The organism is Psychrobacter sp. 1Y10, assembly GCF_052259005.1.
Classification (GTDB): Bacteria; Pseudomonadota; Gammaproteobacteria; order Pseudomonadales; family Moraxellaceae; genus Psychrobacter; species Psychrobacter saeujeotis.
This window is the reverse complement of the sequence record NZ_JBQQES010000003.1, coordinates 53,217-72,152: the sequence shown is the minus strand read 5'-3', so window position 1 is coordinate 72,152 and position 18,936 is coordinate 53,217. Positions and strand designations below refer to the sequence as shown.

General features: G+C 42.1%; 14 protein-coding genes. 5 read left to right on the top strand and 9 right to left on the bottom strand.

The genetic code is table 11. The features are described from left to right. Positions 1-193: 193 nt before the first annotated feature. The gene (yajC, locus tag ACTXGH_RS06065) at positions 194-526 is read right to left on the bottom strand and encodes a preprotein translocase subunit YajC (RefSeq protein ID WP_058368608.1); all 333 of its coding nucleotides are present in this window, start codon (positions 524-526) and stop codon (positions 194-196) included. A gap of 542 nt (positions 527-1,068) precedes the next feature. Here yajC and ACTXGH_RS06060 point away from each other — a divergent pair. The 3 genes from ACTXGH_RS06060 (at position 1,069) to ACTXGH_RS06050 (ending at position 6,196) form a co-directional block, all read left to right on the top strand. Beyond that, positions 1,069-2,385 (top strand): hemolysin family protein, encoded by a 1,317-nt coding sequence (locus tag ACTXGH_RS06060; RefSeq protein WP_439260775.1) that lies wholly within the window; start codon positions 1,069-1,071, stop codon positions 2,383-2,385. Between the two features lie 211 nt (positions 2,386-2,596). Next, positions 2,597-3,091 (top strand): hypothetical protein, encoded by a 495-nt coding sequence (locus tag ACTXGH_RS06055; protein ID WP_439260776.1) that lies wholly within the window; start codon positions 2,597-2,599, stop codon positions 3,089-3,091. 114 nt (positions 3,092-3,205) lie between these two features. Continuing rightward, positions 3,206-6,196 (top strand): lytic transglycosylase, encoded by a 2,991-nt coding sequence (locus tag ACTXGH_RS06050; RefSeq protein ID WP_439295969.1) that lies wholly within the window; start codon positions 3,206-3,208, stop codon positions 6,194-6,196. Positions 6,197-6,290: 94 nt separating this feature from the next. On the opposite strand, the gene ACTXGH_RS06045 is transcribed toward ACTXGH_RS06050, so the two are convergent. Beyond that, a complete protein-coding gene (locus ACTXGH_RS06045) occupies positions 6,291-7,499 on the bottom strand; it encodes a transglycosylase SLT domain-containing protein (protein ID WP_439295968.1) in 1,209 nt (402 codons plus the stop codon). Between the two features lie 868 nt (positions 7,500-8,367). Next, positions 8,368-9,195: a Nif3-like dinuclear metal center hexameric protein gene (locus ACTXGH_RS06040; RefSeq protein ID WP_439260779.1), complete on the bottom strand. Its 828-nt coding sequence runs from the start codon at positions 9,193-9,195 to the stop codon at positions 8,368-8,370. Between the two features lie 312 nt (positions 9,196-9,507). Here ACTXGH_RS06040 and ACTXGH_RS06035 point away from each other — a divergent pair, with 312 nt between their 5' ends. Further along, entirely contained in the window at positions 9,508-10,860 is a 1,353-nt protein-coding gene (locus ACTXGH_RS06035) for a S1C family serine protease (protein WP_439260780.1), read from the top strand. 96 nt (positions 10,861-10,956) lie between these two features. On the opposite strand, the gene yfaE is transcribed toward ACTXGH_RS06035, so the two are convergent. From yfaE to ACTXGH_RS06005, 6 genes are all read right to left on the bottom strand, one after another. Then, a complete protein-coding gene (gene yfaE / locus ACTXGH_RS06030) occupies positions 10,957-11,223 on the bottom strand; it encodes a class I ribonucleotide reductase maintenance protein YfaE (RefSeq protein ID WP_299187604.1) in 267 nt (88 codons plus the stop codon). A 96-nt stretch (positions 11,224-11,319) separates the two neighbouring features. Further along, a complete protein-coding gene (gene nrdB / locus ACTXGH_RS06025) occupies positions 11,320-12,453 on the bottom strand; it encodes a class Ia ribonucleoside-diphosphate reductase subunit beta (protein WP_439295967.1) in 1,134 nt (377 codons plus the stop codon). 97 nt (positions 12,454-12,550) lie between these two features. Then, positions 12,551-12,922, bottom strand: a complete 372-nt coding sequence (locus ACTXGH_RS06020; protein ID WP_439295966.1) for a hypothetical protein — start codon at positions 12,920-12,922, stop codon at positions 12,551-12,553. 330 nt (positions 12,923-13,252) lie between these two features. Next, a complete protein-coding gene (locus tag ACTXGH_RS06015; protein ID WP_439295965.1) occupies positions 13,253-14,257 on the bottom strand; it encodes a DUF2806 domain-containing protein in 1,005 nt (334 codons plus the stop codon). Between the two features lie 125 nt (positions 14,258-14,382). Next, the gene (gene nrdA / locus ACTXGH_RS06010; RefSeq protein ID WP_439295964.1) at positions 14,383-16,659 is read right to left on the bottom strand and encodes a class 1a ribonucleoside-diphosphate reductase subunit alpha; all 2,277 of its coding nucleotides are present in this window, start codon (positions 16,657-16,659) and stop codon (positions 14,383-14,385) included. A 494-nt stretch (positions 16,660-17,153) separates the two neighbouring features. Beyond that, positions 17,154-17,549: a YbeD family protein gene (locus ACTXGH_RS06005; RefSeq protein WP_439260785.1), complete on the bottom strand. Its 396-nt coding sequence runs from the start codon at positions 17,547-17,549 to the stop codon at positions 17,154-17,156. A gap of 400 nt (positions 17,550-17,949) precedes the next feature. Between ACTXGH_RS06005 and ACTXGH_RS06000 the strand changes: the two genes are divergently transcribed. After that, complete coding sequence (locus ACTXGH_RS06000) at positions 17,950-18,876, top strand: bestrophin family protein (RefSeq protein WP_439260786.1); 927 nt, start codon at positions 17,950-17,952, stop codon at positions 18,874-18,876. The last annotated feature ends 60 nt before the right edge of the window (positions 18,877-18,936 follow it).

The window sequence follows — 18,936 nt, the reverse complement described above, 5'->3', positions numbered from 1 at the left end:
ATGAATCGACTAACTAAAAGGCAACGGATTAACCTAGAAACTAACGAGGAATCAATGTGTCATTAATTTGGCAGTCTAGTAGCAGAAAATGACCGTAGAGTATCAACGGTCATTTTCATCGATGTATGAGTCAAGGCCATAATGATAAATGCTAAACGCGATGATCCATCATCGATATTTATATGCTTTCTATTTATACACTTTCTATGGTGCCTGCAGGTAATACTGAAATAACAGAAGCTCGTTGTACTTTAATGTCAGTATTGTTGTTTAAGCTAATAATAGCGTAGTCGCCTTCAAGGCTTTTGATGCGGCCCATAAGCCCACCAGCGAAAATCACTTCGCTGCCAACAGTTAAAGCATTTACCATAGCACGATGCTCTTTGGTACGCTTCGATTGAGGACGAATGACTAAAAAGTAAAAAATTGCAAAAAAAGCTACTGGCAATAGAATTTGACCAAACAGTGATGCGCCGCCTGCGGCTTCAGGAGCAGCAGCATGGGCAGCTTGAATAAATAAGCTCATAATTTCTCTCAATAAGTCATAGGGAACGATAAAATTAAACGCATAGTAACAAAAAATCCCAATCTTGGTAACTGTTAATCATGGGATGAAGGTATTTTCCTTAACGTACTGGCATACTAGCAGCCGATATCTAGTGCGACAATCCCTTTAAGCAGTAACTAACTAAAATAAAATGACGATATATTGAAATATACTAAGTCAGTAGATATTGAATTTGTGTCAATTTGACACCACCAATAAGAGCATTACTCATACAATTTTATTACTATGTTTTTTATTTAAAATAGGGTGTTTTTTGGACAGGTAGATAGCACGACATTTAATTGTTAAATATAAGCATCAGTGCTAATATCAAATGATTGATTATATCGTCTGTTAGCGTAAGGAGTCGCGGGTTTGTCGTTCTTATTATATAGAGCTATTTTATTCGTTAAGCTTTGTTCATTGTGAGTTAAACGCGAGCAGTCACTGTATTTACTAGCAATAAAGCTCATTGTATTTTATCCTTTTCCATTCTTTTTTCATTGTTTAGGTTACCTAACTTGTTCACCATTTTTTCGTTTACACCTCGTCTATGTTGTCCACGCGCTCATCGTAAAGAAGCGCCTGCTGAACCTCCCCCGACGACGCGTTATTCTCGTCCTAGCACAAAGGTAGTATTTGGTCTATCAGCATTGATGACTGTATTAATCACTGCTTTACCTCATTCAGCACAGGCGGCTTTATCACAAGCTGCTGAAACCCCAGCATCAGCGGCACCAACAGCTACCAGCATTTTTTTACTTATACTTTTTGTTGCTATCGCTATTGGTATATCGTTTATTTGTTCTTTAGCAGAGTCCGCATTACTCAGTATGACCCCTTCGTATATCGCTGATGTCGAAGAAAGCAATCCTAACAAAGCAAACATGTTAAGACGTTTAAAGATTGACAATATTGACCAGTCTTTAGCGGCTATTTTGACATTGAATACGGTTGCCCATACGCTAGGTTCGATTGGTGCTGGTGCACAGGCAACGATTGTCTTTGGCAGCGCATGGTTTGGTCTATTTTCTGCAATCATGACTTTGGCGATTTTGTTCTTATCTGAAATTATTCCAAAAACATTAGGAACGGTTTATTGGCGTCAGCTAAGCGGCATAGTAGCTTACTTTGTACGCGGTATTGTTCTTATACTCTATCCTCTGATTTGGTTTTCAGAACGTTTGACAAAATTACTAGTACGCAGTAAAGAGACACATGTTTTTAGCCGCCGTGAGTTTGCTGCGCTTGCCAGCATAGGTGAAGAATCTGGCCAGATTGATCCATTAGAGTCACGAATTATTCGTAACTTACTCGCCTTTGGCGCCATTAAAGTCGAAGACATTATGACACCGCGCTCAGTCATGCTTGCGTTTGAACAGAATAAAACGGTCGCTGAAGTATTGGTTGATCGTCCAAAACTGACGTTTTCGCGCTTACCTATTTATGATGGCGATTTGGATAACATTACCGGTTTTGTCCTAAAAACGGATATGCTGTTGGCAAAAGTCAATCATGCGATGCATAAACCTTTGACGCAATTTGAACGAGAAATTACCTTTGTATTTTCAAAAATGAAGTTGTTTGATTTATTAGAATTGATGCTAAAAAATCGTATTCATATCGCTATCACGGTAGGTGAATATGGTGAAGTTAAAGGTTTGGTGACATTAGAAGATGTCTTTGAGACTCTCTTAGGTCTTGAGATCGTCGATGAGATAGATCGTGTCGAAGACATGCAGGCACTGGCTCGTCAAATGATGGATAGGCGAGTGGAGCGTTTAGGTATGAAGCTTAACGATGATGAAGAAGCGATACATGACAATACCAAAGCTTAGTAAATGTATAAAAACTTCATAAAGACTTATACATGAGCCTATAAGGGTAAAGCGTTTAGGATGTAATAGTAGGATACTAGGTAGGTATACATGCAATAATTACACATGGCGTTACATAGGTGTGAGTATTTAGTGATAGGCTAAAAATACCATTAATAGAGTGTCAATTACTCAACACAATTAGATAATAAGAAACACCTTAAGGATTATAATGAAACAACTGTGGAATAAAGGGCTATTGGCTCTGTTTATAAAAAGCGCGAGCGTTGCTACGTTGACGGTAATGGCCGGTACTGCTGCTATTACTGCTCAAGCTGCGACCATGAATGAGAGCTTGGTACAAAACTATGCTACTGCGATGAAAGCAGCAGCTAATAATAATGACATCAACCAAGTTGCCCGTTTGGTATCTGATGATGCACTGATCTCCTTATCTAGAAAGGGGAAGTCTACCAGTCTCGATAAAAATGCGTATTTAAAATTATTACAAGACAGCTGGAGCCAAACGTCAAATTATCGTTATGATATTAGCATCAACAATATCGTTACGACTGGCTCACAAGCAAAGGCAAACGTTAGAACCGTTGAGAGCTGGGTTAAAGACGGCAAAAAAGTCTCATTTGTGACTACATCAAGAGTCACACTTACTTTGTCGACTGGCAACGCTGTGCTGCTACGTGCAGTTTCCCAAGTAGCGATTGATTAATTTAATTTAAATTTTGCAGATCATCTTCTATAGAATGATGGTCTGTTTCTTACATTGTATATTATACTGTCGATTATCTTCATTACTTCTTGTCGCTAGGAACCTTCTATCATCATGTCTACTGTGTCATCAAAACCCCAATCATTTATAGCTTTACCATTGACCCTTGCAGTGTCAACCCTACTTATCAGCGCCTGTAGCAATACGTCAACGGTAAAAAATACCAGTGCTACCAATAGCTCGTCTGTTGTGAATAAGCGCCCAGTCAAACAGTCTGGAGCTGCTCGCCCAAGTACGAGTGATGACTACTCAACTGCATTTTTGGATGCAGAAAGCTTAGATGAGTTGGCAGACTTATTAGAAGCGACTGATATGACCATGGTTGAAGACAATAAACTGGCTATTCAGCAATATGGTGATTTGTGGAATCGTCTAAGAGCTGGTTATCGTATGAATGGCGGTCAGCCTATCTACAATCAACGTATTGAAGGGCAAAAAAGCTGGTTTACTAGCAGACAAGATTACTTAAACCGGTTGACTGCGCGTGCCAGTCGCTATATTTACCATACAGTACGTGAAGCTGAGCGTCGCAATATTCCAACTGAGCTTGCCTTATTACCAGTAATTGAGAGCTCTTATGATCCAAGCGGCACCAGTAGTGCAGCGGCAGCAGGTTTGTGGCAGTTTATTCCAAGTACGGGACGAATTTATGGTTTGAATCAAAGCAGCACCTATGATGGTCGCCGTGATGTGATCGAATCAACACGTGCAGCCTATGACTTTTTGACAGCGTTATACAATCAGTTTGGTAGCTGGGAGCTGGCACTAGCAGCTTATAACGCAGGTCCTGGTCGTGTACAAAAAGCCATTGATGCCAATGCGGCTCGTGGATTGCCCACTGACTACTGGTCGCTTAGACTGCCTACTGAAACAATGAATTATGTACCACGCTTTTTGGCGGTAGCAGAAATCGTCGCTAAGCCTGAGCAGTACGGTGTTTACCTGCCAGCTATTGCCAACCGACAGCATTTTCGTAGTGTACCAGTCAACTATGGTGTCAGTTTGGCTGAAGTGTCGCAAGTAACTGGCGTTAGTTACGATGAATTAGAAAGGCTGAATACAGCTCTAACATCAGGACGTGTTGATGCCTCAGGCCCGCAGCGTATCATCATCCCTAATGATATTAATACCAATCTTGATGCCAAGCTTATATCGTTAAGAGGCAATGGTACGAGTAACGTTATTGCCTCAAGTAACACCAGTAGCCCAAGTAGTACTGCTACGCCAAGCTATAATAGTCGACCATATACCAGCTCGTCATTACCTTCTACTGGTGGCGGCTTGGCAGATTACGCTGCCAGTGCAAGCGTGCCGCAGCAAACGACCAGTTATATCTCTCCGGCATCGTCTAGCGGCTCTGGATATAATAGTAACTCGACTGTTAGCACTGAGCCACCTATCACAAGTAAAGAGACCAGTAAGATTAATGCTGAACTGCAACGCAGTAATAGCTTACCGACGACCTCTGCACAGATTACACAAAACAATACCATTGTCCAAGAGCCTCCACTTAGTAAAGAAGAGCGCGACTTTATCGCCAATCAGATACGAGTCAAAACACCAGAAACCGAGGTCATTAACGCTGATGGCAACATCAATCTATCCGCGGTACAGACACAGCAGTCTATTTTGGAGGCCAGTGGTGAAGATAAAAAGTTGAGCTTTGCAAAAACGCCAGTCAGTAAGCCAAAACCTCAGGGCAAACGTACAACTTATACGGTAAAACGCGGCGATACCTTATCAAATATCGCCAGTCGTGCAGGCGTCAGCTGGCGTGATATTACTGAGTGGAATCAGATAGATGCCGAGGCAAAGTTGTTGTCTGGTAGTACTCTATATTTGTACGATGCCAAGACTATTGAGCCATTGAGTAGTGCAAATACACAAACCAAAGATCAGCCAGACAGTTACGTTGTACAGTCGGGCGACACGCTTATCGGTACGGCAAATCGCTTTGGCCTATCAGTGACACAGCTGGCAAGTTATAACAATTTGAGCAGCCGTTCTGATTTGCTAAGAGGTCAGAAACTGTGGCTAATACCAGGTAAAGTCAAGGCCCCAGCGACAACGCCTGCTGCACCATCTACTAAAGCTCGCAAATCTAGCAACGCGACTCAAAACTACAAAGTAAAACCTGGTGATGGCCTCATTGCATTAGCACGCCAGTTTGACATGTCAGCCAATACTCTAGCCAGTCTTAATGGTATTCGAGCAACAGACTCTTTATACGTGGGTCAAACGCTCAAAATACCTGATAGCGTCGATCTTTCTACCAATAGCAATTCTAGTAGTACAAATACCAGTAGTGCTAACAGCTCAGTCTCTAGCAGCCGTTATACAGTAAAATCAGGAGAGACGTTAATCGGTATTGCAAATAGTATCGGGGTCAGTGCAAAAGAAGTCGCAGCAGTGAATAGTAATTTTAATGCTAACGCGCGCTTGCAACGCGGACAAACCATTAGAGTGCCTGTATCAAAAGCAGAAGTAAATCGCCAATTAAACAATCAACCTATAAGCTATAAAGTACAGTCCGGCGATAGTTTGACAGGGGTAGCCAGTCGCTATAATATCGGTATCAGTGACTTGGCGGCAGCAAATGGCTTAAGTACGACGTCAAACTTATTGCGTGGTCGTACTATTACTATTCCAGCAAGGGGCAGTGCTCGCGCCACTATCAATAATACAAATGCTAGCAGCCAAAGTACGACAGTCAGCAGTAGAAGCGGTAATGGCAAAGTACTTGGTAACACTGAACGTTATAGAGTACAGTCAGGCGATGGTTTAATCGCTTTGTCACGTCGTTTTGGTATTGCAGTAGAAGATTTGGCAGCAACGAATAATATGGCGACCAATGCCCAGCTACAGCGCGGCCAAACGATTAAAGTCCCTAAAGCAACAGTGCGATATACGGTTGGCTCTGGAGATAGTCTTATCGGACTGGCTCGTAAATATGGGGTCTCAACCCAAGCGCTTGCTGATATGAACAATATCGCAGCAGACACTATGCTACAACGTGGTCAACGCCTAACAGTACCTAATCGCTAACTCACTGTTAAACCCGACTAACATAATTGAACAGTAAAAAAGCTGCTCTTACATAAGAGCAGCTTTTTTATATTTCCTCTATAAACTCATATGTCTAGACCATACGAGTTTTAATCGTTTCAAGATAGCTTCTGATATTACTTACATAATGCATCGCCTGCCCATAACGGCTATTGGAAGCTCTATTTTCTGATAAATATGTATAGACGTTCGCCCAGCTTTTATCATCGATACCAGCATCATTCAATTTGCGCTGTATACGTTTGACCGCATTAGGGCCCATGTTATAAGCCGCAAGTGCAAACCAGATTCGATCAGTCTTTGGCACATCAGCGAAGTCAGCTTTCATCTGTTCTAAATAACGAGCGCCGCCGCCGATGCTTTGATAAGGGTCAACACGATCTGAGACCCCCATTGCTTTTGCAGTGTTGTTAGTGAGCATCATCAAACCACGTACGCCTGTCGGCGATACGGCATTGGCATCTAAATGCGACTCTTGATAACCCATCGCCACTAGCAGCTCCCAATCATGGTTATAATTGCGGGCTTGTTCTTCAAAAGAAGATTGGTAATCAGGCAACTTTTCAGTCAACGTCTTTTTAAAATGATCTTGACTATAAGCATCTTTTAGTAAGTTTTGATTATAAAACGCGGCAAGCTTTTGCGTGTTTTCAAGCTTGATACTATCACATAAGAAGTAACTGGCTTTTTGTGATAACGGATCATCGGCTTGGTTAAATGTCCAGCTGACTTTAGGATGTAAGCCATTTTTTGTTAGGCTAGCATCATAGCCGCAACTAACATTAACTGAAGACAAATTCAGCTGACTCTTTAGCTGCGTACTCGCTGTCGTCAATGCCATATCAGCGTCACCTGATTTTATTGCTCTCAATGCCGCCTCTTCGCTAGCATAAGCCTTTAAATCAATCTCAACGCCTAGCTCATCAGCATAACTACGTATCAAATCAAAGCCAAAGCCGTGCTGAAAGCCATCGGTCGCAAAATAAGTGCTGTCTCCTGGGACAGCTGCGATGGTAAGAGTCTCCTCAAGCATCACCTTAGCATAGGCTGGTACTGTTGAATCCATCGTAATCAGGCTCTCAGCAGGTAAGGAGAGAAGGGCAATACTAGATACTTGTGCCATCTTTTTTGTTTTGGCAAAACGGTTCAATTTGGTAGGGGTAACGGATGAAACGAGGTTACTTTTGGTGCTAAGTGAGCGCTTGGATGGACGCAGTAAATAAGAAATACGACGTTTGGCACCTTGCGCAGATACTTTTACACGATAAGTAATACGCTGCATGGATGTCTCCTAATATTAGCCATCCTGCTTACCAGGGAGCTGCCATCATCTCAATGTGTACGTAAATGATAAATAAACATTTTGAAGGCAGCTTAGATGTTACACAGCTCATTAATCTAAATCGCTAATAGAGATCTTAGTGTTATGAGCATTACAACACCTTGATTAATATAATAATAAGTTTATAAAACAGCATAATAAACCGTGTGCTACCGTTCTAAGCATGTCAAAAATAACATCGCTCAAATAAAGCTACACAGATAAAGAATAATGACAGTTATGTCACCTTTATCGATAATGGCTGAAAATACACTTAAATTATTATATTAACTATAGGTAAGGTCATGAATAAGTTATTGAGACAAAAATAATAAACATACGGTAAAATCAAACAATACGGTAATATCTAACCGTTTGATTTTACTTGCAATATTATATTGTCCAGCAGTATTGATAACGAATTATACGAGCTTTGAGACATCAATTACTTATAATGTAAATGACATCGCACCTCATAAGATCGAATTATACAATCGTTGCAACGTCTCGCTAAAAAGTATCAAACGTAATTTATAGTAAATGTACGCATCATTATTAAATAGCTAGGCGTTATAACCGGAGGCCATAGTAAATGGGAAGTTTCATGACAAAACATTCTCTTTCTAGTTGACTTTATAGGGCTTATAAGGCCATTATTCAAGTAAAGTTAATTAAAGAGTGATAAAACTTAACAATTGAGTAATAGACGGTCAAAAACAGCTATTATATTCATATAAACGAATAAAGTCTATTTTATCGCCAGTCAGGCGGTACTATGTCAATATTTTTCGAAAAGGCCCTATTTTTGAGAAAGTTCTACGGCGTAGCGTTAAGCAGGGTTATCGATATCGATAAATGTCACTGGTAGTCCAAAGTGCTGAGCAACCATCTCCCCAAGCGCCTGAATACCACCTCGTTCTGTCGCATGGTGGCCACAAGCAAAGTAATCAATCCCAAGCTCTCGTGCGCTATGTGTAGTACGTTCAGATATCTCGCCAGACAGATAGGCATCGCATTCCATTATAGCTGCCTGCTCAATCATATCTTGCGCACCGCCTGTACATAAGCCGATACGTTCGATCATTTTTGTATTGTTTGTTTCATCTTCGTTTGTGAAACGACAATCGCTTGAAATATGTAGAGGCACGCGGCCGAGTGCTTGAGTAATCGTCTGAATTAGGGTTTCGGCACTTTGCGGCGTACAAATAGCGATATTGCCCACAGGATGGGTCTCATGAGGGTAGAGTGCTTCAGTGATCGTCAGTCCTAGCGTCTCAGCGAGCTTTGCATTGTTACCGATGATAGGGTGTGCATCAAGCGGTAGGTGATAGCCAATCATCGAGATACCATGCTGCATCAATTTGCGAATACGCCGACCCTTCATACCAGTAATAGGCTCAGGTTCACCTTTCCAAAAGTAACCATGGTGTACCATAATCGCGTCGGCTTTCGCCTCGATAGCAGCATCGATCAAGGCCTCACAAGCAGTAACACCGGTCACAATACGTCTGATAGGCTGCCCGCCATCTACTTGCAATCCGTTTGGAGCATAGTCTTTAAAGGCATTTGCAGATAAATAGTCATCGCAAAACTGCGTTAACGCTTGGGCAGTAATCGCTACATTTGATGAGTCGTATGATGGGTCTTTTGCTGACATTGGGTGTCCTTATGATTTAAGTTGAAACTATTGTTCTAGCTGACCTTGTTTGAGCCAATTTAACAATCACCGTTCATAAATTTGTAGTAATCATTTTAGCATGATGTTGCAAATGAGTAGATAAACCCCATAACTGAAATGGTACACGATACGTTACTATTTTGATGTATGGGCAGTTATAATTTACATACGTGAGCCTACTGGATGAATAGGTTTTAACGGGTTGTGTGGTACTTAATAGCAAGCAAAAAATAGTCGTCATCCCATTGTATTCAATAACGTCTGTTTGATTAAATTTATAGAGGTTTATATATGTCGTCATCTCCAAACACCAACAACAAGGCAACACTGTGGAAGTGGTTACCTTGGGTTTTATTGCTGGTAATAATTGCAGCGTTTGTCTGGTTGTTTATGAGTATGAAGACACCATCGAAGACAGCGTGGGAGCCACCAAGAACGACCGCGGCTGAGCAAGAAGCTATAGCACCTGCATCTGATAAACCTGAACCTATTGACTCGTATCATAATGCGGTCGCTCGTGCCTCGCAGTCGGTGGTCAATATCTATACCACTCAGACCATGGCCGAACATCCTTACATGGATGATCCTGTGTTACGTCGCTTTTTTGAGTTCCATGGTGGGCCACAAGGTCAAGGGCAGGGGCCAACCAACCTTGGCTCTGGTGTCATCGTGTCGGAGGATGGCTATATCGTTACCAATGCTCATGTGATCGAAAAAGCAGATGAGATTACGGTGGCTTTCAACGACGGGCGTAAAAATCGAGCCAAGGTCATCGGCACGGATCCCGATAGTGATTTGGCTGTGATCAAGGTCGATATGACAGGGCTTACGCCGCTTGGCTTTCGTGAAGAGCCTAGCCGCGTTGGTGATTTAGCATTAGCAATTGGTAATCCGTTTGGTGTCGGTCAAACGGTCACTCAAGGGATTATTTCGGCAACTGGTCGTACGGGTCTTGGGGTCAATAAGTTTGAAGACTTTATCCAGACTGATGCTGCTATCAATCCGGGTAATTCGGGCGGGGCACTTGTCGATGCTCGCGGAGAGCTGGTCGGTATTAATACAGTGATTTTTTCGCGCTCTGGCGGCTCGATGGGGATTGGCTTTGCTATTCCAACTGCCATCGTTGAGCAAGTCATGAATGCGCTTATTAAAGACGGTAAAGTCAGTCGCGGCTGGTTAGGTATCGAGATTCAATCACAACTACGTGATCCAACGCGCCTTGAAACCTCGACAGGAGTAGAAGTCTTAAATGTCGTCGCTCAAGGTCCCGCTGCCAAAAGTGGCCTAAGAGTCGGTGATGTTATCTTGACCATCGATGGTATCGAGATGACAGATGCCAATACTTTGATTCAGTATGTGGCGCGTAAGGCGCCAACGACTGAGCTAAACGCTCAAGTATTGCGCAACGGTCAAAACAAACAAGTTAAGATTATGCTTGAAGAGCGTCCTGTGCAAGAAGTCGTAGAAGTTCAGACACCTAGAATCTTGCACGATGACAGATTAAACGGTCAAGGCGGTACAGGGGCTCAAGGTGAAGAGCAATACTATGATGATCCAGATGCGCCGATGATGTCAGAAGAAGAGCGCAACCGTATGCGTGAAGAGCTGCTAAAACTGTTTGAACAAGACACCGCGTCGCAATAAGCAAGACGGGCATGGTAATTACCCAATAAAAAGCGCGCTATCTTATCTAAGGTAGCGCGCTTTTTATTGGGTATTTTTATTTTCATAAATGAGTGGTTATTTCACGATAGGCTCATGATTGATGTAAATGACTCCTTGCACACGGCAACAGCAAGGCAGGATTTCATCTTCTTCGATCATAGCAAGCGGTGCAAACGGATAATCAACCACATGTGAGCTGGCTATGCGCTTGACTCGGCAGCTACCACAATAACCTTCACGGCACTGATAATTGACCTCGTGCCCTGTACGCAGCAGCCCATCGAGCAGGCTTTCATCATCATGCAAATAAAACTGTTTTTTACTGGTCATTACCCAAGTCATAGTCTATCCCAGTAGTACTTTGTTATCGTTGTATCCATCTACGCAAAGCATATTCTATCTTTAAGACTCAAAACGGTCTTAAAGCTCAAAACTGTATTAGAGCTCAAAATCATCAAAATCGCTTTCTGATAGATCCGAATCAATCTGCCCGACCAAGTATGAGCTTATCTCTGTCTCTTGCGGGGCAACTTGTACGTTATCAGACGACAACCATGTATTGATCCATGGAATCGGATTTGATTTCGAATTTGGGAACGCTGATGGCAAGCCGACCGCTTCCATACGCAAGTTCGTAATGTATTCAATATATTGACAAAGGATGTCTTTATTTAGACCGATCATCGAGCCATCTTTAAACAGATAGCTGGCCCATTCTTTTTCTTGCTCGGCCGCCTTACGGAATATCTCAACACTCTCATCATAGCACTCGCTTGCAATCTCGACCATCTCAGGATCGTCTTTGCCGTTACGCATTAAGTTAAGCATGTGCTGCGTGCCAGTTAAATGTAGCGCCTCATCACGAGCGATAAGCTTAATAATTTTGGCATTGCCTTCCATCAATTTGCGCTCAGCAAAAGCAAACGAGCAGGCAAACGACACATAAAAGCGAATGGCTTCTAAGACATTGACTGCCATGATGCACAGATACATCTGTTTTTTGAGAGACTTTAAATCGACAGTGATTTGCTCGCCATTGATATTATGCGTACCCGGCCCGTATAAGCTGTATAACTGCGAGTTACGATACAAGTCGTCGTAGTATTTGGCAATGTCGGACGCACGCTCCAAGATGTGCTCATTTTGCATAATATCATCGAACACAATACCCGGGTCATTGACGATATTACGAATGATATGGGTATAGCTACGCGAGTGGATGGTCTCAGAGAACGACCATGTCTCAATCCAAGTCTCAAGCTCAGGGATAGACACCAGTGGCAGTAGCACCACGTTTGGGCTACGGCCCTGAATAGAGTCAAGTAGGGTCTGGTACTTGAGATTGCTCAAAAATATATGCTGTTCATGCGAGGATAAGTTACCAAAGTCAATACGGTCACGTGATACATCGACTTCTTCTGGACGCCAAAAAAACGACAGCTGCTTTTCGATCAATTGCTCAAAGATAGGGTGTTTTTGTTGGTCGTAGCGGGCAATATTGACCGGCTGACCAAAGAACATCGGCTCTTTTAAAGCATTGTTTGGCGTTTGAGAAAAAATCGAGTAAGTCATGGGACTGCCTTTATAATTGATACGGTTATTAATTTATAGGGGTTTGACTGGTTTTGATCTGATGTTATGACACGTTTTTGGATTATAGCGTTTTAGCTTAGAGGTTCTCTAGTGATATCTGTGACGACTCTTGCCCATCGTTCATATAGGCTTTGAATATCTCGCTCAGCTCACTATCATCGAGTGCTTCTAATTCATCAAGTGCGCTTTTGCGTAGGGTGCTCACATCAGACTCTTCCGCTGCTGTTTTTACGTCTTTTTTAGCCGCTCTCGATACTGGCTTTTTGGCTGCTTTTGCCACGCTTTTTTTGGCGACAGTTGTCTTTGGTGCTTCATTCACACCTAACTGCTGACGCACCTCTGCAATATCAACCTCGACTTGTACGATATGCGAGCCACCATCGTTTAGGTCTGAAAATACGTTTGGAATAAACAAACCACCGTCTTTGATGATTGCGGTATATTGCACATGACCTCCGTCGTTTTAGTTCTGTCTGTATGTTTTCATTATAACAGTAGCCAATCCCGCCTACCGCTTGTATCTGCTTTGCCGCTGGCGTGCAGTCTATTGTGTCTGACCGCATTCCTGTTGTCTCGATACTACGTTCAGCCTCAGACTGCATCGCCATCGTCGTCAGCAGGATACCGATATAGTCGCGGCTAAAAAGCCTTGCTGGGGCATCTTTCTTCTTTCTTAACAATTTTTCTGTTTGGGCGTAATTTGTAGGATGCGCTTTGCGCACATTTAAACATGATTTCTATATCATCGGTGCGCTGGGCGTACCTTACAACTCATTTATTATGCTCTTTTGATATTATCGATAAACTCATATTTTCCATTAGAGTCTCGTCTTTGGATTTCTATATCTGTTATATGCTCTAAACCTCTAAAGTTAAAAAGTTTTTTTGCTAGAAACTGACACTGACTTGCTATATCAGCATCTTTCTCAGCAATTTCCAGTGCTTTCTGTCCAATAGATGTTAATTGGTAAGCAGTTATTGATACTTCTTCATTACTTTCAGATTTTAGGAATAATACATAATTTCCGTTATAAGACTTGGATATATAAGGCGTATTTTTGTTGTCAAGCATACCAAAAGAAAGGGGAAAGCTAGTTTGAAAAGTTGAATTGAATTCTTTTATTAGCTTTAAATCTTGAAGTTCTTGTAATTCAAAAGATGATGTGCCTTCAAATGCTTCATCCTTTGGTCTATTATTGTCATAAAATATAAGATGGCTATATGCTGTGTAAGGGACAATTTTGAGAAATGATTCTAACTGTCTTTTTGACATCAATGAAAAGGTATTTAGAACTAAATAATTGATAGTATTAGGAGAACAAAGCTCTTCAGCCAGTAATCTGCCCCATAAAGACTGCAATTCATCATCAGAAACTTCTTTTGAGAAATTAAACCATTTATTAAAAAAGGTTTGTTCAATGATATCATCAGATACTTCATGGTCTTCAATTCCAGACAGGTATTCCAATGCTTTATTTAATGATTGCTGGACATTTTCTTGTTCTATAGTTGTTTGATTATTAATCATATTGCCGACAACAGTAGTGGGGTTATTTACCATTTCTGAACTTAAAATGAACTTGCCATCCCTAAACTCTGCTATACCATTCTCAATTAGTTTAATATCTTTTTCTGTTTGAGCACTAGAAAGCCTATCTGTCCTTTGTTGACGATTAAGATGTTTTGAAAATAAAAGATCGAAAAGTTTATTAACACCTTTAGGTGCACTTTCTACCAAAGGTGTTAGATCTACATTAACAGGTGAAATTTTAATATCACTCATCTTTCCAGTCCTTGAAGTTATTTGATAAGTTTCAATATTACTTTGCTATATCCGTGTTAATATTTAAAGTAGATATAAGCGGATGACGAGCTTAACCAAAAAGTTAAACCCGCCATCTATCAAACCTAAATCTTACAAGCCCCGCCAGCACAATCATCTTCCATATCCGCTTGCGCATCGTTCGCACCATCACGCGTATTGTGATAATACAAAGTCTTTACGCCAAGCTTATACGCGTTTAGCAAATCTTTTAGCAATATCTTCATCGGGACACGACCACCTTCATAACGAACGGGATCGTAGTTGGTATTGGCAGAGATACTTTGATCGACGAACTTTTGCATGATAGCGACTAGCTTTAAGTAACCGTCATTGTTTGGCATTTGCCATAGTAGCTCGTACTGATGTCTCAGCGTACCGATATCAGGGACAACTTGCTTTAAAATGCCATCTTTTGAGGCTTTGATAGAGACCAGACCGCGTGGTGGCTCGATACCATTGGTCGCGTTGGCGATCTGACTAGAGGTCTCAGACGGCATCAAGGCAGTTAGGGTAGAGTTGCGTAGACCGTGAGTGGTAATCTCACCGCGTAGCGTTTCCCAATCGAGATGTAGCGGCTCTTGGCAGATGTTATCCAAATCTTTTTTGTACGTATCAATCGGTAAGATACCTTGCGAGTAGGTAGTCTCATTAAAAGCAGGGCACGCGCCTTGCTCTTTTGCCAACTTGTTTGATGCTTTTAAGAGATAATACTGCAACGCTTCAAAGGTTTGATGGGTCAGACCAAGCGCACTACCGTCTGAATAGCGTACGCCATTCTTCGCTAAGTAATAGGCATAATTGATGACACCAACGCCCAGCGTACGGCGGCGCATACTGCCGTTTTCAGCTGCTTTGACAGGATAGTCTTGATAGTCGAGCAGGGCATCAAGCGCACGAACGATGAGTTCTGCTGGCTCTTCGATATCGCTGACGTTTTCGACTTTACCCAAGTTGACCGCTGATAGCGTACAAAGCGCGATTTCGCCTTCTTCGTCGTTGATATTATCAAGTGGCTTGGTCGGTAGCGCGATTTCCATACATAGGTTTGATTGGCGAATCGGAGCGATGCTCGCATCAAATGGGCTATGGGTGTTGCAGTGGTCGATATTTTGAATATAAATACGTCCAGTGCTGGCGCGCTCCTGCATCATAAGGCTAAATAAGTCAGCGGCTGGCACTTGACGCTTACGAATAGAGTCATCTTGCTCGTATTTGGTATATAGCTCTTCAAACTTGTCTTGATCTTCAAAGAAAGCATCGTACAGGCCAGGAGTATCACCTGGAGAGAATAGCGAGATGTCTTGTCCTTTAATCAGACGGGTATAAAGCGTTTTATTAATCTGAACGCCATAGTCCATATGACGAACACGGTTGTCTTCGACGCCGCGGTTGTTTTTGAGTACGAGTAATGATTCAACTTCTAAATGCCAGAGTGGATAGAATAGTGTCGCTGCACCGCCGCGCACGCCACCTTGTGAGCAGCATTTAACTGCAGTTTGGAAAAGCTTATAAAAAGGAATACAGCCAGTATGCTGAGCCTCACCGCCACGGATAGGACTACCAAGGGCACGGATACGACCAGCATTGATGCCGATACCAGCACGCTGTGAGACATAACGCACGATGGCGCTGGTGGTAGCATTGATAGAATCTAGGCTATCACCACATTCGATCAAGACGCACGAGCTAAACTGACGCGATGGGGTACGCACACCCGACATGATAGGCGTCGGTAGAGAGATTTTGAACTGTGAGGTTGCATCATAGAAGCGTTTGACATAGCTTATGCGCTCAGCTTTGTCATAGTTGGCAAACAGACACATACCGACCAGCATATATAAAAACTGCGGGCTTTCATAAACGGTCTTGGTGACGCGATCTTGCACGAGGTATTTGCCTGCCATTTGCTCAACGGCTGCGTAGGCCAAGTTCATATCGCGCCAATGATCGAGGTATTCTTCCAATTCATCAAACTCGCTACGACTATAATCGGCTAGGATATGCTCATCGTATTTGCCAGAATCTGTAAGAGTTTTAACGTGGTCATATAGGTGCGGCGGTGTAAATTTGTTATAAGCAATCTTACGCAGATGAAAGATTGCCAAACGCGCGGCCAAATATTGATAGTCAGGAGTATCTTCAGAGATAAGGTCGGCCGCTGACTTGATGATGGTCTCATGAATGTCACGAGTCTTGATCCCTTCATAAAACTGAATGTGCGACTTAAGCTCAACTTGTGAGACTGACACATTATCCAAATCATGAGCTGCCCATGCGATAACCTTATGAATTTTATCTAAATCAATAGGTTCTAAACGTCCGTCGCGTTTGGTCACTTGAATCTTATCGATATGTGTCATGTTGCCCTCTATTATTGATTGCTGATATGTACTTTACGTCGATTAAATCTCGCAAAGTTTTTTATTCTGCTATAACAAGGTGTTACGACAGCTGAAGGTTTTTGGACAACAGTTTGCCGTAGCACATAGTGATGAATAAAATCACCGAGCACTAGATATAGCGTTTGTATTAGTAAGTAGGCACAATATAGCGGGAAAATTTTGAAAATGCTATATTGATTTTAGGAGAAAACTATGTTGCTACAAGGTAGTAGCATGTCCAAAATTTGGCAAAGGACGATGGGATAAGGGTTAGACGCGATTGTCTCAAATAATAAAATTTTTTGTAAAAAAGTGGTTATGACTTTATTTTTATTAGTCGACAATTTCTTGATTATTTAGAGATAGAATCGAGTCAATCATCGCGGTGCTGATTGTACAGTAGACCCAAAAAAATCGCCACCCATATGAGTGACGATTACGATATTAAAATGCTAAATTTGGTTTTAAATATTTTATACGACCATGCGCACAGTTTTAGCGTTATCAAGTGCGGCATATAAGCGATTGACTTGCTCAACTGTCGTCAGGTATAAGTTGACACGCACTGAATGAAAGCGGCCTGTCTTTGAGGGCTTGACATCTATAGAGGCCAAGTCAAACTCAGGGAACTGACTGCCAAGGATCAGCTTGACTTCGTTAAGCAAAGTCTCGTGTTCGCCTTCGTGACCGATAATGCTCATAGGGTAGTCCATCGGGAATTCCCAAAGCTCAGGGTTTTGTACGTCTGTTTTTTTGCCTTTTAAGATACCGTCATTAGCGACTAACTCAGTGACTTTGACATCTTTTTTAGACGCATGGTCTTGCTCGCTATGGTTTTGATTGCTGGTGTCTTTTGGGTCATCACTCATGATGGGATCCTTATTTTTTATGGAAATATTGGCTTGCATAGTGTTTTCATCACATAAAAAACCTGAGACGCGCTCAGCTCTTTAGTTGATGTCATTTTTAAATGAGTACATTTTTTATGGGCGGTCGCTGTATTCACTATTTATAGTGGCATTTGGATATTATTCAAGTGCTGTGCTGATTATGACAAGGCATTATGAAATGATAGATGGTATGAGCGATTTAAAATCTTTTCATCAGATATTAGCTATACTATGATGCAGTACATTAACTGCGTCTTAGTACGTAAGAATTAGTACTTGAGGATTAGTGCTCAAGAATTAGTACTTAAGAATTGATATTTAAGCCGCAGTACAGTTTTATTTTTACAGTATTTACAGATAACCTCGCTAGGAAGCTGACATGATTGTCCGGCAAACACCCAATGCTCTCAAGATATTTTTTACCCTTCGCGGTTCAATCATTCCAAAGATCTATCCGCAAATTTTGTTGGTTACTTTACTAAGTACGCTTATAACCGTTATTCAGCATGAGTTTTCACGCTCTTTTCCCTCCTACACCATGGCGCCTTTTACGGTGTTTGGGATTGCTTTATCGTTGTTTCTTGGCTTTCGTAATAATGCAAGCTATCAGCGTTGGTGGGAAGCACGAGGATTATGGGGGCAGCTGGTCTATGAGGCTCGCAGCTTTAGCCGTCAAGTGCTCTCGTTTATAGATGAAAAAGATGAGCAAGGGCGAGACTCCCAGCGCTATATGATTTATCTTACGATTGCTTTTACCCATGCTGTGCGCCATCGACTACGTGGTACGGCGCCTTGGCAGGATGTTGAGCGTTTTGTGGCGCCTGCACATCATGCCGGCATGCGTCAGTCGCAAAACCTGCCTGATTATTTGATGCGATTGCTGGGTCAGCGACTTGGTGATAGTCGGCGTCAGCGCTTATCATCGGAGCAGATGATACAAAACATGGACGAGCGCCTTACCTCCATGACTATCGTCTTAGCCGCCTGTGAGCGCATCCATAATACGCCCTTACCATTTGCCTATATGCTTTTGGTACATCGTACGACTTATCTATACTGCTTTATGTTGCCTTTTGGCTTGGTTTCCTCACTGGGCTGGTTGACTCCTTTTACCTGTGCTGTGATTGCTTATACCTTCTTTGGTTTAGACGCGCTTAGTGAAGAGTTAGAAGAGCCGTTTGGTTTTGCAGCCAATCAGTTACCTCTGACGGCTTTGTCACGCACTATCGAAATCAATTTGTTAGAGGCACTGGGAGAAACCGATCTCCCACCTGATATCGCCCCTAAAAATGGCTATCTACCATAGCCAAGTACTTAAAAGCCAAATACTTAAAAACTGGATAATTAAAAGTTAGATGCTAAAAAA

Coding starts and splice junctions, on each gene's coding strand:
- ACTXGH_RS06005 (WP_439260785.1), bottom strand. CDS start 17,549: ATGAGTGATGACCCAAAAGACACCAGCAATCAAAACCATAGCGAGCAA.
- ACTXGH_RS06035 (WP_439260780.1), top strand. CDS start 9,508: ATGTCGTCATCTCCAAACACCAACAACAAGGCAACACTGTGGAAGTGG.
- ACTXGH_RS06000 (WP_439260786.1), top strand. CDS start 17,950: ATGATTGTCCGGCAAACACCCAATGCTCTCAAGATATTTTTTACCCTT.
- yajC (WP_058368608.1), bottom strand. CDS start 526: ATGAGCTTATTTATTCAAGCTGCCCATGCTGCTGCTCCTGAAGCCGCA.
- ACTXGH_RS06045 (WP_439295968.1), bottom strand. CDS start 7,499: ATGCAGCGTATTACTTATCGTGTAAAAGTATCTGCGCAAGGTGCCAAA.
- ACTXGH_RS06040 (WP_439260779.1), bottom strand. CDS start 9,195: ATGTCAGCAAAAGACCCATCATACGACTCATCAAATGTAGCGATTACT.
- ACTXGH_RS06050 (WP_439295969.1), top strand. CDS start 3,206: ATGTCTACTGTGTCATCAAAACCCCAATCATTTATAGCTTTACCATTG.
- yfaE (WP_299187604.1), bottom strand. CDS start 11,223: ATGACTTGGGTAATGACCAGTAAAAAACAGTTTTATTTGCATGATGAT.
- ACTXGH_RS06055 (WP_439260776.1), top strand. CDS start 2,597: ATGAAACAACTGTGGAATAAAGGGCTATTGGCTCTGTTTATAAAAAGC.
- nrdB (WP_439295967.1), bottom strand. CDS start 12,453: ATGACTTACTCGATTTTTTCTCAAACGCCAAACAATGCTTTAAAAGAG.
- nrdA (WP_439295964.1), bottom strand. CDS start 16,659: ATGACACATATCGATAAGATTCAAGTGACCAAACGCGACGGACGTTTA.
- ACTXGH_RS06015 (WP_439295965.1), bottom strand. CDS start 14,257: ATGAGTGATATTAAAATTTCACCTGTTAATGTAGATCTAACACCTTTG.